This window comes from Methylocystis sp. JAN1 (assembly GCF_052186135.1).
In the GTDB taxonomy this organism is placed as follows: domain Bacteria; phylum Pseudomonadota; class Alphaproteobacteria; order Rhizobiales; family Beijerinckiaceae; genus Methylocystis.
Genome location: NZ_CP181499.1, coordinates 3,558,608 through 3,571,409, shown reverse-complemented (window position 1 = coordinate 3,571,409; position 12,802 = coordinate 3,558,608). Strand labels below are relative to the sequence as shown.

Below are 12,802 nucleotides of genomic sequence, written 5' to 3'. Positions count from 1 at the left end.
GGATGTGGCTCGCGATCAATACTCATCCAGCACGTAACAGTCGAAGTCCCGGCTAAATCCGCTCCGCCATTTTTTCAGATCATAGCGATAGCCGGGCGGCGGGTTCGGGCCGCAATCGCCGGCATAGGAGGGCGCCGGCCTTCCGACGCGATAGGGCGGGGGCGGGGGCGGAATGTTTTTGGCGAAAGCCTCCGCCGGAATAATCGTCAGGACCGCAAGCGCAACAGCGACGCGTCGGGCCGGGCGCGTATCGCGCGGCGACATGTCAACCTCCGGCTTTATCTTCTTGCATCATTGGGGAAACTGGCGCGCAGAACCGAGGTTCCGGCCCACGGCCTGAATAACCAGGCGGCGCCATCACATTTCTTGTCGTTGGCGCCTGAGCGGATCACGCGCGCTTCCCACGCGTTTCATGGAAAATCGAGGAGGCTCGTCATGCCCAAGCAGTCGCCTGAACAGAAGAAAACCGTTGGCCGCGTGATGCACGAATACAAGCATGGCGAATTGGAGAGCGGCGCCGGCGGGAAGGTCAAGAATCCGAAGCAGGCCGTCGCGATCGCGCTGCATGAGGCGGGCGCCTCGAAAGAGGAAAGCCCGCAAAAGAACGCGGAGAATCTGCGCAAGACCAAGGCGAAGGAGCGCAGCGGGAAAACGGCGAAGGCGCAGAAGGAGCGATAGGAATGGACCGCGAGCCTTCAGGCTCGCATGAAAGAGAGCGAGCCTGAAGGCCCGCGGTCCGGCCATCAGCGAGCGCCTTCCAGCGCGGCCATCAGCGCCGCCAGATCCGGCGGGAGTTCGCTCTCGAACAGCATCTCCTCGCCTGTGATTGGATGCTTGAAGCCGAGCGTGGCGGCGTGCAGCGCCTGTCGGCCCAAGGCGCCCACCGCCGCGCGCGCGGCGTCGGGAAGTTTCGCGGTCTTCGTTTTGAACCCGGCGCCATAGGTCGCGTCGCCGATCAGCGGGTGGCCGATATGGGCCAGATGCACGCGAATCTGATGCGTGCGGCCGGTTTCCAACTGGCATCGGATCAGCGAGGCGACGCCGTAATCGGCGAGCTTCTCCCAGTGGGTGATCGCCTCGCGCCCGCGCGATTCCGGCACGACCGCCATGCGCTCGCGCTGGACGCCGTGGCGTCCAAGAAAGGTTTCAATCGCGCCATGCGCTCGGTCCGGGACGCCCCAGACGAAGGCGAGATATTCGCGTGTGAGCGACAGCGTCCGACCATGGTCGGCGAAGAGCGCCGAGAGGCCGTGATGCGCGGCGTCGGTTTTCGCCGCGACCAATAGACCCGTCGTATCCTTGTCGATGCGGTGCACAATGCCGGGCTTCTTGACGCCGCCGACGCCGGAAAGGCTCTCGCCGCAATGGGCGATCAGCGCGTTGACCAGCGTGCCGCTCTCATGGCCGCTCGCAGGATGCACGACGAGCCCGGCTGGCTTGTCGATGACGATGAGATGCGCGTCCTCGTAGACGATATTGAGCGCGATATCCTCCGCCTTCGGCTCGGCCGGGGCGGGGCGCGGGACCTCGAGCGCGACCGTGTCGCCCTCCGCGAGCTTTTTGGAGGGATCGCGCGTCGCCGCGCCGCGCAGGGCGACGCGGCCGTCCTCGATCAGCGCCTTGATCCGGCTGCGGGAGAGGTGGGCTTCGACGAGTTCCCTGCGCTCGGCCAGGAACCGGTCGAGGCGCTGGCCGCCCGCCTCTTCCTCCACCACGAAGCGGAAGGTCTCTCCGACTGCGTCCATTTGCTGCATTTCGTTCGAGGTCATTTAAAGTTTTCTTCCGCTTATGGGGGGCTCGTGCTAACTGGGGCGCGACAAAACGCCGAAAGAAGCGTGGCAAGAGATGGGACAGAGCCATCCCCCTTTCGCATTTTCCCCCGCCCGTCGCGTGGAGGCCGCTCACATCGAGGACGCCGTCGCTCCCTTTTGCGCCGTGATCGGCGCGGGGCCCGCCGGGCTATTCGCCGCCGAAGCGCTCGCCCGCGCCGGCGCGCGCGTCGTCGTCTATGAGCACAAGCCGAGCCCCGCGCGCAAATTTTTGATGGCCGGCCGCGGCGGGTTGAATATCACCCATAGCGAGAATCTCGAACGATTCATCTCGCGCTACGGCGCAGCGGCGAAACGCGTCGCCCCCTTCATCCGCGCCTTTCCGCCGCAGGCGCTGCGCGATTTCTGCGCGGAGCTCGGCGAAGCGACCTTTGTCGGCACCAGCGGGCGGGTTTTTCCGGCGAGCTTCAAGGCCTCGCCTTTGCTGCGCGGCTGGCTGTCTCGTCTGGCGAGCCTCGGCGTGACCATCGCCGTCCGCCATTCCTTCCTGGGCTTCGCGGAGGACGGAGCCTTGCGGCTGAAAGGCCCCGAGGGAGAGTTCAACCGCCCGGCGAGCGCGGTCGTGCTCGCGCTCGGCGGAGCCTCATGGCCCAAGCTCGGCTCGGAGGGCGGCTGGACCGGTCCCCTGGGCGCCGCCGGCGTCGCCGTCATCCCTCTGTCGGCCGCCAATAGCGGCGCGCTGGTCGCATGGTCCTCCATTTTCCGCGCCGATTACGAGGGCCAGCCGATCAAGACCGTGCTCCTGCGCCACGGCGACGCCTCGGCGCGCGGCGATATGGTCGTGACTCGCGCGGGCCTCGAAGGCGGGCCCATCTATGCGCTCTCGTCGCGGCTGCGCGAGGCGGCGGCGGAGGGCGCGACGACGCTTTTCGTCGACATGCGCCCGGATACGAGCCTCGCCTGCCTGACCCGCAAGCTCTCTCGTCGCGCGCCCAAGCAGTCGCATGCGACTTTCCTCCGCCGCGCGGGTTTCTCGAAGGTCGAAATCGGCCTGCTGCGCGAGGCGCGCCCCGAGGGGCTGCCCCGCGACGCCGAGGCGCTGGCGACTTTGATCAAGAACGCGCCCTTGAGGGTCGTCGGCGTGGCGGGCCTGGAGCGGGCGATCTCCACGGCGGGCGGCGTCTCCTTCGATGAGGTCGACGCCGATCTGATGCTGAGGAAGCTGCCGGGCGTCTTCGTCGCGGGCGAGATGCTCGACTTCGACGCGCCGACCGGCGGTTATCTGCTACAGGCGGCTTTCGCGACGGGGCTCGCCGCGGGCAGGGGCGCCGCCCGCTATCTGGGGCTCCCCGGCGCCGATCAAGCCGGCTTGTCGCCGAGCCATTTGCCGAATTCGCGCGCGCCCGAGGCGTCGAACAAATACAGCGTATAGACTTCCGGCTCGCCCATCTCCATGCCGGGCGAGCCCATGGGCATGCCAAGCGCGGCGAGGCCGGCGACCTTTGGGCGCTCTCTCAGCAATTGCGCGATCGCCTGCGGGGGCGCGTGACCCTCGATGAGATAGCCGTCGAGCTCGGCGGTGTGGCAGGACGCCATGTTCTCCGGCACGCCAAGCCGCGCCTTCACCGCTTTCATGTCGGGCTCGTTGATCTCCTCGACGACATAGCCCTCGTCGCGCATGCGCGCCGCCCAGCCCCCGCAGCAGCCGCAGGTCGGGCTTTTGTGCACGATCATCTTCCTGCCGTCCTCGCCGCGCGCCGCGGCGGAAGCGAGCGCGCTTGTCGCCGCGGCGAAAAGGAGCGCCGCCTTGCGGCGCGAATAGAGCTGGGCCATGCGTCGATCAATCCTGGGTTTGGAGCCTGCGATCGAATGTAACGGGCACATTACAGAACTTTAAATTGCGGCGCCGCCATGTTGGCGGAGACAATCGCGCCGTCCATTCCTTCCGCATCCTTTCGACAAGGACAGCCCATGATGCGCAAGTCTCTCCTCGTGCTTTTCTCCGCCTTGGCCGTTTCGCACGCCTCCTTCGCCCGCGCGGCGAACGCCGAGCCCTTCTCTCAGTCGCCGCCGCGCTTCTCCCAACAGGACCTCGCCGCCTTCGCCGAATCCCGCATCGCCGCGCTGAAGGCCGGGCTACAGCTTACGCCTGCGCAGGAAAAGAATTGGCCCGCGCTGGAAGCCGCCCTTCGGGACGTCGCCAAAGCGCATGCCGAGCGCTTCCAGGCGCTGCGCCAGGACGGGCTCGAAAAGCCCGGCGCGCCCGATCCCCTCGCGAGTCTGCAGCGCCACGCCCAGGCGATCGCCGCCCGCGCCGCCGATCTGGAGAAGATCGTGGCCGCCGCGCGCCCGCTTTACGAAACGCTCGACGACGCACAGAAGCGCCGCTTCGGCGCGCTGATTCGCGTCGCCGTGCATGGGCGCTTCGGACATGGCGCGGGCCCGTTCCAGCGTCCGCATGACGGACATCCGGACCCTCGCCCGCTGTAACGCCGCCGATGCCCGGCGGCCCTGGCCCGCCGGGCGGTCGGGTGAATGCCGGGCGTGAGCGAGTCCTTCCCCTCACGGGGAGCGTGGCGCAGCGAAGCTGGGCCGGACTGCGCGCCCAGCCCGGTCGCTTTGACCTTTGTCGCGCGATCGGGCTTTAATCGCTTCATGCTTCCGTCCCGCTTCTGGTCCGAGCTTTCCTTGCGCGATTTTCGCGCGCGCGACATGGCGGGCGTGATCGCCGTGCTGCCCATCGCCGCGGTCGAGCAGCACGGGCCGCATCTCCCGCTCGGCGTCGACGCCATGATCATGGAAAGCTGCATCGAGCGCGTCGCGCTACGCCTGCCGCAGGACCTCGAGGCGGTCTTCCTGCCGATGCAGAGCGTCGGCGTCTCGATCGAGCATCGCGACTTTCCGGGCTCGCTGTGGCTCAGGCAGGAGACGGCTGCGCATGTGCTGCGCGACGTCGCCGAGGGCGTCGTGCGCGCAGGCGTGAGGAAGCTCGTGCTGATGAATTCGCATGGCGGCAATTCCGCGCTGATCTCGACCGTGGCGCTCGATCTGCGCGCGCGCCATGGCGTTCTCGCCGTCACCTGCTCCTGGGCGCGCTTCGGCTATCCCGACGGGCTTTTCTCGGACGCCGAGCAGCGCCACGGCATTCATGGCGGCGAGATCGAAACGTCGCTGATGCTCGCCTTCCGACCCGAGCTTGTGGATATGGGTCGCGCCAAGAACTTCCCGCCCGCGACGCTTGATTTCGAGCGCGACTTCGCGTGGCTGCGGGCCGACCGTCCGGCGGGCTTCGGCTGGATGACGCAGGATCTCTCGCCCGCGGGCGCGATGGGCGACGCCTCCAAGGCGACGGCGGAAAAGGGCGAGGCCACGGCCGACTATTGGACGACCGCCTTCATCGAGCTGTTGCGCGACGTCGAGGCCTTCGATCTCGAGCGTCTGAGGAGCTGATCAGTTCAGGGGGCGTCGGGTCGCCGCAGCGCCCTATGTAAGCCGAATGCGCAAGAAACCTTACGAGGACGAAGCCACCCGCCTCGCTAAAGCGAATCGGCGATTCAGGTCACGACAAATCCGGGAAGGCGCCGTCGAGGGGCTTCTCGAGAAAGGAACGAGGATCATTCGCCCCGACATCCGGGCGCTGATCGACGCGGCGCTGGAGGAAAAGGCCCGGCGGGAATCGCAGGCCGAAGGCGGCGGGCCTTCGCCGGGGCTCTAGATCACGCTGCGTTTTGGCGGAATCGCCTGAACGCAGACAACGTGATCGAAGGTTGAGAGCGCGCTCCATGCGAAGAACCGCTTCCCACTTTTTCGGAACGCGCTCGAAGGGATGAAAAATCACTTGCCTCGGCGAGTCCAAACGCCGTCCGCAGCGACGGTTAGAGCCTTTTTTCCACGACGCGGACCGGTCGCTTTAGCGAAATCAGCGGGCCGAAATCGCGTGCGCGCCGTCGCCTAGCTTTAACCATTCAGGCGGCGCGCAAGCGGGCGAATGGGGAAATCCGGCGGCGGCGCCGTCGGAGCGGCCCGGCCGACGATGGGAGCTCTTCGCCATCAACCCTGATCCACCAAGCCTTTGAAGCCTGCGGAAGCTTCTGCGTGGAAAGACCGATCCGGACATGCTACCCCATGTGGCGTCCGGTTTGAGGCTGGAACGCTGCAACCCTTAAGTTGCATCGCGAATTGCTCCTGTGTTTTTTCAGCGGCGCAGCCGAGACGGGCGTTTGCGCCAGGGGGACTTCATGAAAGCAAGATGGACGTCGATTCTCCTGGCCACGACCATGGCCGCGCTCGCCGGCTGCAACGATAAGCAGGCTGCTTCCGCGCCAGAGAGCGCAAAGGTCGAGACGGCGAACGACGAGACCAAAGCTCAGGAAGCGCTGAAGGCGGGCGTCGAGGCGGTGGTTTACGGCCTGCCGCTCGTAATCATGGACATCACGAGGGCCAAGACGACCAATGTCGCGAAGCCTGACGGCTTCGCCGCGCCCGTCAATCAGTTCGTCAATGTGCGCGCCTTCCCGGACGCTTCCTTCAAGGGCGTCGTGCGCGCCAATGTGGACACGCTCTATTCATCCGCTTTTCTCGATCTTTCGGCGGAGCCGATCGTGCTCTCCGTGCCGGACACGCATGGCCGTTATTATCTGATGCCGATGCTCGACGCCTGGACGAATGTCTTCGCTTCGCCCGGCAAGCGTACGACCGGCGTGAAGGCGGGTAATTTCGCGATCACCGGCCCCGGCTGGCAGGGAGCGCTGCCCAAGGGCGTGACCGAGCTCAAATCGCCGACCAATATGGTCTGGATCATCGGGCGCACGCAAACGAACGGTCCGAAGGACTATCCGGCCGTGCACAAGATTCAGGACGGCTACAAGCTCATGCCGCTCTCCGCGTTCGGCAAGCCCTATGCGCCGCCGGAAGGCAAGGTCGATTCCAGTGTCGACATGAACACGCCGCCGGTCGAGCAGGTACGGAAGATGAGCGCCGAAGCCTTCTTCAACCGGATGGCCGCGCTTCTGAAGTCCAATCCGCCGCCTGCTTCGGACGCGCCGATCCTTGAAAAGCTGAAAACGATCGGAGTTGCGCCGGGCGAGAGGTTCGAACTGGCGAAGCTCGATCCGGCGGTGGCGAAAGGGCTGGAGAGGTCCGTCGCCGTTGCGCTGGAGAAGCTGCAGGCGGCGTCCGAGGAAACGGGCGCTCCGGTGAACGGCTGGCGGGTTCCGCCCATGATCCTGGGAGACTACGGCTCGAATTACGGCGCCCGCGCCGTCGTCGCGCTGATTGGCCTCGGCGCCAACCTCCCGCAGGACGCAGTTTATCCCTCGGCTTTCGTGGACGGAGACGGCAAGACGCTCAATGGCGCCAACAAATATGTCATCCGCTTCGACAAGGATTCGCTGCCGCCGGTCAAGGCCTTCTGGTCGGTGACGATGTACAATCCGGAGTCCTTCTTTGTGGCGAATTCCATCAATCGCTACGCGATCAGCAGCTGGATGCCGCTCAAGAAGAACAAGGACGGTTCGCTCGACCTCTACCTGCAGCACGACTCGCCGGGCAAGGACAGGGAAGCGAACTGGCTGCCGGCCAATGACAAGGACTTCAACGTGACGCTGCGCATGTATTGGCCGAAAGACAAGGCGCCGTCGATCATCGACGGCAGCTGGAAGCCGCCGGCGGTGAAGCGGGTTCAGTAGGCGATGACGGAAAGCAAGCGCTCTCGCGTCGCGAAGGTGGACCGCGCGCCTTCAGCCGCGTTGCAAGCCCCCAGGAATGGCGCAACGGAACCGCAGACCGATCCGGCGCTCGCCGCGATGATGCGCTGTTATCTGTCGAAGCCCAGGATCGCATGGCCCTATCTAGCGCTGCTCCTGGGTTCGATGGCGTTTCTCGTCCTCGCGCTGTTCCTACCGGAGTGACCGTCCTGAAGGTTTAAAAGCGCGCTCTGCGAAAAACCCGCGAACCACGCCTAGGTTCCGGTCGGCGCGGACCAGGGCATCGTCCAGGTTTCCGTCAGCGTGCGGCCATTGGCGCGCAGGAAGAGTCGCAAATCCGCCGTCTCTCCGGGCTGGAGCGCGACGTCGAAGAGCACGCGCAGACCGTTGATGTGCTGGTTGGACGTCACGATGGTGCGGACCACCTTGCCCTTCGACGTGGAGCCGACGGCTTCCACCTGACCCGGATCGGCGACGTAATAACCGAGATCGCCGCCGGCGAAATCGATCAGGAAGCGACGCGAACCGGCGCTGTCCGGCTCCGAGGAGCCGAGCGCGCGCGCCGGCGCCTCGAATGTGTGCACGACGCGGCCGTTCGGCGCGAGGCGCGGCATGTCGAGGCCGGAGGTGATGCGATAGGCGAAGGAAAAGGGCTGGCCCGCCTCCGGGGGCGTCGCCGGCGTCCAGCTCGCGACGATGTTGTCGTTGGTCTCATCGGGGGTCGGGAGCTCGATGAGTTCGACATGGCCTTCGCCCCACTGGCCCGCCGGTTCGACGAAATAACTCGGCCGGTTCTGATAGGCGAGGTCGAGATCCTGATAGGATTCGAAGGTGCGATCGCGCTGCAACAGGCCAAAGCCGCGCGGATTTCTGTCGAAGAACGCGGTCATTCGCTCGCGCACCGGATTGCCGAGCGGCCGCCACAGCCATTCGTCCGCGCCGTTGTGAATGATCAGCCCGTCGGAATCGTGCAGCTCGCTGCGGTAGCCGTCGCGTACGCGGCGGTCGTTCTCGCCCGTGAGATACATGGAGGTGAGCGGCGCGATGCCGAACTTTACGCCGTCGCGGCGCGGGAAGATCGTCGCCTGCACATCCATCGTGCTTTCCTGGCCGACCGTAAGATCGAAGCGATAGGCGCCGGTCGCCGCCTCGCCGTCCAGCAGCGCGTAGATCGCGATGCGGTTGCTGCCGGCCGTGGGGGTCTCCACCCAGAACTCGCGGAAGAAGGGAAAGGTCTCCTTGTTCGTGCCGGCCTCGACGCAGAGGCCGCGGGCGGACAGCCCATATTGCTGACCGCGGCCCAGGAACCGGAAGTAGCTTGCGCCGACGAAGGAGACCGCCTCGTCGTGGATATGCGGCTCGTTGACCGGGAAATTCAGGCGGAAACCGGCGAAGCCGGTATTGATGGACGGCGGCTTGTCGACCTTGAGCTTCCCGTAGCTGAACAGCGAGGTCGAGTAGGGGATCGGCGCGGCGATGCCGTCGCGGATCGTGTTCACGATCACCGCGCGGCGATACAGAAACCCAAGGTGGAAGGCCTGGATCTGGAACGTGCCGCCGATATCGCGGAAAATCGCGTGATCGGGCTTGAAGACGACGTCGCGCCATGTATCGAAGTCGAGCGCGTCGAACGGATCGGGAAGGCGCGGAATCGCGTCTTCGAATGGGGCCGCCAGAAGGGCGCGGGCGCGCGCGAGAACGTCGTCGAAGCCGAATTTCGGGGCCGGGCTTTGGGCGCGGGCGGGGAAAGCAAGCTGGGCGCCTGTCGCGGCGAGGGCGCCGATCATCTGGCGCCGATTAAGTTCGCTCATGCTGAAGATACCGGAAGAAGCGCCGTTTTCCGCCCTCTTAAGAGCTAGGCGCGAAGCCGGTTGATTAACGGGATCGTCACCATCGCGCAACCCTGACCCTTGCTGCGCTGCGATCGGGAGCGTGACTTCTTTGCCCGGAACGGCAAAAAATAGCGAAGACGCTCAAAAAATACTTGTCATCAGTCGAAATCGGCGTATCTACAGATTTGCCCAAATCGCACGTGCCTGTGGTCGTGTGTCGGTCGGCGGGGATCCGGACAAGAGGCCGGTTAACCGCCGGAGTAAAAACCGGCAGCCGGAGGCGAACCGGCGAACTCCGCCCTCAACGGAGAATCGCGACTTAAAGCAACGACGGACCGGGCTTTTTTGGTCTCTGTCGGCTCCTCCAAAGGCCGACGCACCGAAGAGGCTTGTCTTTCTTGCCGGGCGTGCGGACGGGGTCTCCCCTTCCAATCGATGGCTGTTCGGAACCGAAGAGACATGCGCTTGCGCGTGTTTTTCGTCGTCTGGCCAGCTAACGGCGCATCACCGGATCGCCAGCGCGCAAGCGCGAACGATCCTGGATTGCTGGCGCATTCAACCGTCGTCGCGTCTTCCACCGCGCGCGAGGGAGCGGCGTCGTGCATCCGCCGAAGCAAACAGGTTCCTGGCGCGGCTCGACCCGCGCCCTTCGAAGGGGATGCCGCAATGACCGACCGTATCCACGAATTCCTCGCCGAGCGCCGCCGCTCGGGGCGCGACACGGGTCCCTGCCTCGTCGTCGATCTCGACGTCGTGCGCGAGAACTATCTCGGCTTCGCCAAGGCGCTGCCCGACACGCGCGTCTTCTACGCCGTGAAGGCCAATCCGGCGCCGGAAGTGCTCTCGCTGCTCGCGTCTCTGGGCTCCTGCTTCGACACGGCCTCCGTGCCGGAGATCGAGCAGACGCTCGCCGCGGGCGCGACGCCCGACCGCATCTCCTTTGGCAACACGATCAAGAAGGAGCGCGACATCGCCCGAGCCTTTCAGCTCGGCATCCGCCTTTTCGCGGTCGACTGCGTCGAGGAGGTCGAGAAGATCGCGCGCGCCGCGCCGGGCTCGAAGGTGTTCTGCCGCATTCTCTGCGACGGCTCGGGCGCCGAATGGCCGCTCTCGCGCAAATTCGGCTGCGCGCCGGAGATGGCGACGGCCGTTCTGGAGCATGCGCACCGTCTCGGCCTCCAGGCTTACGGCGTGTCCTTCCATGTCGGCTCCCAGCAGACCGACCCGCGCAAGTGGGACGGCGCGCTGAAGTCGGCGTCGGACATCTTCCGCGAGCTCGCGGAGCGCGGCATCCAGCTTCAGATGGTCAATCTCGGCGGCGGCTTCCCGACGAAATATCTGAAGAATGTGCCGGCGGTGAAGCGTTATGGCGAGGCGATCTTTCGCGCGCTGTCGAAGCATTTCGGCAACCGCATCCCCGAGACGATCATCGAGCCGGGCCGCGGCATGGTCGGCAATGCGGGCGTCATCGAGGCGGAGGTCGTGCTGATCTCGAAGAAGTCGAAAGCGGAAGGCGAACTGCGCTGGGTCTATCTCGACATCGGCAAGTTCAACGGCCTCGCCGAGACGATCGACGAGATGATCCGCTATCCGATCCGTACGGAAGCGGACGGCGCGGCGGTTTCGCCCTGCGTCGTCGCCGGTCCGAGCTGCGATTCGGTGGACGTGCTCTACGAGAAGAAGCCTTACGACCTGCCGGTCTCGCTCGAGATCGGCGCGAAAGTGCTGATCGAGGGAACGGGGGCCTATACGACCACCTATTCGGCGGTCGGATTCAACGGCTTCCCGCCGCTCGAGACGTTCATCATCTGAACGGCGCGTTCCCCTTCTCCCGCTTACGGGAGAAGAGGCCATGCGAAGCATGACGGGTGAGGGCCGGCCCTCACCCCGGACCCCCGCTCGCGCAGGGGCGCCCTCTCCCGCAAGCGGGAGAGGGAAAGAAATGCACATCAGCGTAACCAGTCCCGTACGGCGGGCGCGAATGCGCGCATTCTCCTCGCAAAAATCTGCGACTTTTGCGGAATGCGCGGCGCGCCAGGCGCGAGGGTCGCTTGTCCTCTCGAAGGAGGCACAGATGACCTTTGATCTTCACCCCCACCTCCTTGCGCCCGTCGCCGCCGCGCCGCTGTCGCGCGCTCCCTTTGCGATTGCCGACGAGACGCAAGCCGACGTTCCGGCGCGCGAGGCGCTGCTCGACGCCGCCTTCGGCCCGGCGCGCTTTCTCAAGACCTGCGAGCGCCTGCGCGAAGGCCGACAGCCGGCGCCGGGCCTCGCCCTCGCCGCCAGGGACGACGGGGGCGAGTTCATCGCGACGATTCGCCTGTGGCCGATCTTCGCCGGCGGACGTCGCCCCGCGCTGCTCCTCGGTCCGGTCGCGGTCGCGGAACATGCGCGCTCGCTTGGTCTCGGGGCGGAGATGATTCGGGCCTCTCTCATCCGCGCTCGCGCGCTCGGCCATCGCGCCGTGCTGCTCGTCGGCGACGAGCCTTATTACCGCCGCTTCGGTTTCGAGCAGCGCTTCACGGCGAAGCTCGCCCTGCCGGGGCCGGTGGAGCGCGCGCGCTTTCTGGGTCTGGAACTCGCCCCGGGCGCGCTCGAAGGAGCCGAGGGCCGCGTGAGCGCCGCGCCGCTCGAAGCGCCCATGGCGCTGCCGCGCGCGGCGTGACGCTCGCCGGCAGCCTTCCCGCTCGCTTCGGATCGTTCGGACGAAATCGCGTAAACGCAGCCGACGCGATTGCTTCCAAAGCTTTGGAGCGCGCCTCATGCGAAGATCGATTGCCGCTTTTTGCGAGCCGCGCTCTAAAAGAATGAAAGCGCGTAGCTCGACAGGGGGAAGGCCAGCGCGACGGCGAGAGCGACGCCCGCTATGACGTCGGTCGGATAGTGATGCGCCGTCGCGATGCGGGACCACGCCATCGACAGCACGATGATGACTGCCGAAACGGTCATGGCCGGCCAGGCCAGCACGATGGGCGCGAGCACGCCGGTGATGGTCATGGCGTGGCCGCTCGGGAAGCTGTGCTCATCGAGCGTCTTCAGGAGCGAGGGCAGGCGGGCGTCCGCATGGCAGGGGCGCTTGCGGCGGAAGCGGCGCTTGATGATCGGATAGAGCGTATGCAGCAGCGCCGCGTTGAGGCCCGCGAGCAGGACGACATGCCAGCCGCGCCAGCCCAGGCCCCAGAAAACGAGCGGCGCCAGAATGAGATAGACCCAGCCATTGCCCAGCTTGCTGACGCCGATGGCCAGGTAGCGAATAGCGGTCGGCTGCGCCCAGCGCGACAAGAAATGAACCGCCGCGAGATCGGCCGCAAGGAAGCGTTGCAGCCAAAGGGCCTTGAGGCCGTTATGCGGCTCGGATGACGCGTCGCGCGTCAGCTTTTCCGCGAGGTCCGTCGTAAACGCCATGACGCAAGGCTAGGCGCGTTTGGCTGCGTTTTCGCGACGCTGCGACTGCGGTTTGGTGACGGTTGGATTGAGCTTGCATGACGGGCGGATG

At 65.9% G+C, this 12,802-nt stretch carries 14 protein-coding genes; 9 read left to right on the top strand and 5 right to left on the bottom strand.

All coding sequences use genetic code 11. From position 1 onward, the window contains the following. Window positions 1-15: 15 nt before the first annotated feature. The gene (locus tag ACNHKD_RS17070; protein WP_442754683.1) at window positions 16-264 is read right to left on the bottom strand and encodes a hypothetical protein; all 249 of its coding nucleotides are present in this window, start codon (window positions 262-264) and stop codon (window positions 16-18) included. A gap of 171 nt (window positions 265-435) precedes the next feature. On the opposite strand from ACNHKD_RS17070, the gene ACNHKD_RS17065 reads away from it, so the two are divergent. After that, a complete protein-coding gene (locus ACNHKD_RS17065; RefSeq protein ID WP_442754682.1) occupies window positions 436-678 on the top strand; it encodes a DUF6496 domain-containing protein in 243 nt (80 codons plus the stop codon). Window positions 679-743: 65 nt separating this feature from the next. On the opposite strand, the gene ACNHKD_RS17060 is transcribed toward ACNHKD_RS17065, so the two are convergent. Further along, the gene (locus tag ACNHKD_RS17060; RefSeq protein ID WP_442754681.1) at window positions 744-1,769 is read right to left on the bottom strand and encodes an RluA family pseudouridine synthase; all 1,026 of its coding nucleotides are present in this window, start codon (window positions 1,767-1,769) and stop codon (window positions 744-746) included. Between the two features lie 76 nt (window positions 1,770-1,845). Here ACNHKD_RS17060 and ACNHKD_RS17055 point away from each other — a divergent pair, with 76 nt between their 5' ends. Further along, on the top strand, window positions 1,846-3,201 hold the full coding sequence (locus ACNHKD_RS17055) for an NAD(P)/FAD-dependent oxidoreductase (RefSeq protein ID WP_442754680.1): 1,356 nt from the start codon (window positions 1,846-1,848) through the stop codon (window positions 3,199-3,201). Here the strand turns inward: ACNHKD_RS17055 and ACNHKD_RS17050 are convergent. Next, entirely contained in the window at window positions 3,129-3,602 is a 474-nt protein-coding gene (locus tag ACNHKD_RS17050) for a DUF411 domain-containing protein (protein WP_442754679.1), read from the bottom strand. The two genes, ACNHKD_RS17055 and ACNHKD_RS17050, sit on opposite strands and share 73 nt — an antisense overlap. Window positions 3,603-3,740: 138 nt before the next feature. Here ACNHKD_RS17050 and ACNHKD_RS17045 point away from each other — a divergent pair, with 138 nt between their 5' ends. From ACNHKD_RS17045 to ACNHKD_RS17025, 5 genes are all read left to right on the top strand, one after another. Next, window positions 3,741-4,259: a Spy/CpxP family protein refolding chaperone gene (locus ACNHKD_RS17045; protein ID WP_442754678.1), complete on the top strand. Its 519-nt coding sequence runs from the start codon at window positions 3,741-3,743 to the stop codon at window positions 4,257-4,259. Between the two features lie 165 nt (window positions 4,260-4,424). Then, window positions 4,425-5,219, top strand: coding sequence for a creatininase family protein (locus ACNHKD_RS17040; RefSeq protein ID WP_442754677.1), 795 nt, complete (start codon window positions 4,425-4,427; stop codon window positions 5,217-5,219). A gap of 46 nt (window positions 5,220-5,265) precedes the next feature. Beyond that, window positions 5,266-5,484, top strand: a complete 219-nt coding sequence (locus ACNHKD_RS17035; protein ID WP_442754676.1) for a hypothetical protein — start codon at window positions 5,266-5,268, stop codon at window positions 5,482-5,484. A gap of 523 nt (window positions 5,485-6,007) precedes the next feature. Further along, complete coding sequence (locus ACNHKD_RS17030) at window positions 6,008-7,456, top strand: DUF1254 domain-containing protein (RefSeq protein ID WP_442754675.1); 1,449 nt, start codon at window positions 6,008-6,010, stop codon at window positions 7,454-7,456. Window positions 7,457-7,459: 3 nt separating this feature from the next. Next, the gene (locus ACNHKD_RS17025) at window positions 7,460-7,678 is read left to right on the top strand and encodes a hypothetical protein (protein WP_442754674.1); all 219 of its coding nucleotides are present in this window, start codon (window positions 7,460-7,462) and stop codon (window positions 7,676-7,678) included. A 50-nt stretch (window positions 7,679-7,728) separates the two neighbouring features. On the opposite strand, the gene ACNHKD_RS17020 is transcribed toward ACNHKD_RS17025, so the two are convergent. Then, the gene (locus ACNHKD_RS17020; protein WP_442754673.1) at window positions 7,729-9,285 is read right to left on the bottom strand and encodes a glucan biosynthesis protein; all 1,557 of its coding nucleotides are present in this window, start codon (window positions 9,283-9,285) and stop codon (window positions 7,729-7,731) included. A gap of 687 nt (window positions 9,286-9,972) precedes the next feature. Here ACNHKD_RS17020 and ACNHKD_RS17015 point away from each other — a divergent pair. Continuing rightward, window positions 9,973-11,118 carry a type III PLP-dependent enzyme gene (locus ACNHKD_RS17015; RefSeq protein WP_442754672.1) on the top strand — a complete coding sequence of 382 codons (1,146 nt, stop codon included), beginning with the start codon at window positions 9,973-9,975 and terminating at the stop codon, window positions 11,116-11,118. A 262-nt stretch (window positions 11,119-11,380) separates the two neighbouring features. Next, entirely contained in the window at window positions 11,381-11,971 is a 591-nt protein-coding gene (locus ACNHKD_RS17010) for a GNAT family N-acetyltransferase (RefSeq protein ID WP_442754671.1), read from the top strand. A gap of 134 nt (window positions 11,972-12,105) precedes the next feature. Here the strand turns inward: ACNHKD_RS17010 and ACNHKD_RS17005 are convergent, their stop codons facing one another. After that, a complete protein-coding gene (locus ACNHKD_RS17005; RefSeq protein WP_442754670.1) occupies window positions 12,106-12,711 on the bottom strand; it encodes a phosphatase PAP2 family protein in 606 nt (201 codons plus the stop codon). Window positions 12,712-12,802 lie beyond the last annotated feature (91 nt).

What these genes read in the sequence shown, in the direction of transcription:
- ACNHKD_RS17055 (WP_442754680.1), top strand. Translation starts at nt 1,846, where the DNA reads ATGGGACAGAGCCATCCCCCTTTCGCATTTTCCCCCGCCCGTCGCGTG.
- ACNHKD_RS17030 (WP_442754675.1), top strand. Translation starts at nt 6,008, where the DNA reads ATGAAAGCAAGATGGACGTCGATTCTCCTGGCCACGACCATGGCCGCG.
- ACNHKD_RS17025 (WP_442754674.1), top strand. Translation starts at nt 7,460, where the DNA reads ATGACGGAAAGCAAGCGCTCTCGCGTCGCGAAGGTGGACCGCGCGCCT.
- ACNHKD_RS17050 (WP_442754679.1), bottom strand. Translation starts at nt 3,602, where the DNA reads ATGGCCCAGCTCTATTCGCGCCGCAAGGCGGCGCTCCTTTTCGCCGCG.
- ACNHKD_RS17020 (WP_442754673.1), bottom strand. Translation starts at nt 9,285, where the DNA reads ATGAGCGAACTTAATCGGCGCCAGATGATCGGCGCCCTCGCCGCGACA.
- ACNHKD_RS17070 (WP_442754683.1), bottom strand. Translation starts at nt 264, where the DNA reads ATGTCGCCGCGCGATACGCGCCCGGCCCGACGCGTCGCTGTTGCGCTT.
- ACNHKD_RS17010 (WP_442754671.1), top strand. Translation starts at nt 11,381, where the DNA reads ATGACCTTTGATCTTCACCCCCACCTCCTTGCGCCCGTCGCCGCCGCG.
- ACNHKD_RS17040 (WP_442754677.1), top strand. Translation starts at nt 4,425, where the DNA reads ATGCTTCCGTCCCGCTTCTGGTCCGAGCTTTCCTTGCGCGATTTTCGC.
- ACNHKD_RS17015 (WP_442754672.1), top strand. Translation starts at nt 9,973, where the DNA reads ATGACCGACCGTATCCACGAATTCCTCGCCGAGCGCCGCCGCTCGGGG.
- ACNHKD_RS17060 (WP_442754681.1), bottom strand. Translation starts at nt 1,769, where the DNA reads ATGACCTCGAACGAAATGCAGCAAATGGACGCAGTCGGAGAGACCTTC.
- ACNHKD_RS17065 (WP_442754682.1), top strand. Translation starts at nt 436, where the DNA reads ATGCCCAAGCAGTCGCCTGAACAGAAGAAAACCGTTGGCCGCGTGATG.
- ACNHKD_RS17045 (WP_442754678.1), top strand. Translation starts at nt 3,741, where the DNA reads ATGATGCGCAAGTCTCTCCTCGTGCTTTTCTCCGCCTTGGCCGTTTCG.
- ACNHKD_RS17035 (WP_442754676.1), top strand. Translation starts at nt 5,266, where the DNA reads ATGCGCAAGAAACCTTACGAGGACGAAGCCACCCGCCTCGCTAAAGCG.
- ACNHKD_RS17005 (WP_442754670.1), bottom strand. Translation starts at nt 12,711, where the DNA reads ATGGCGTTTACGACGGACCTCGCGGAAAAGCTGACGCGCGACGCGTCA.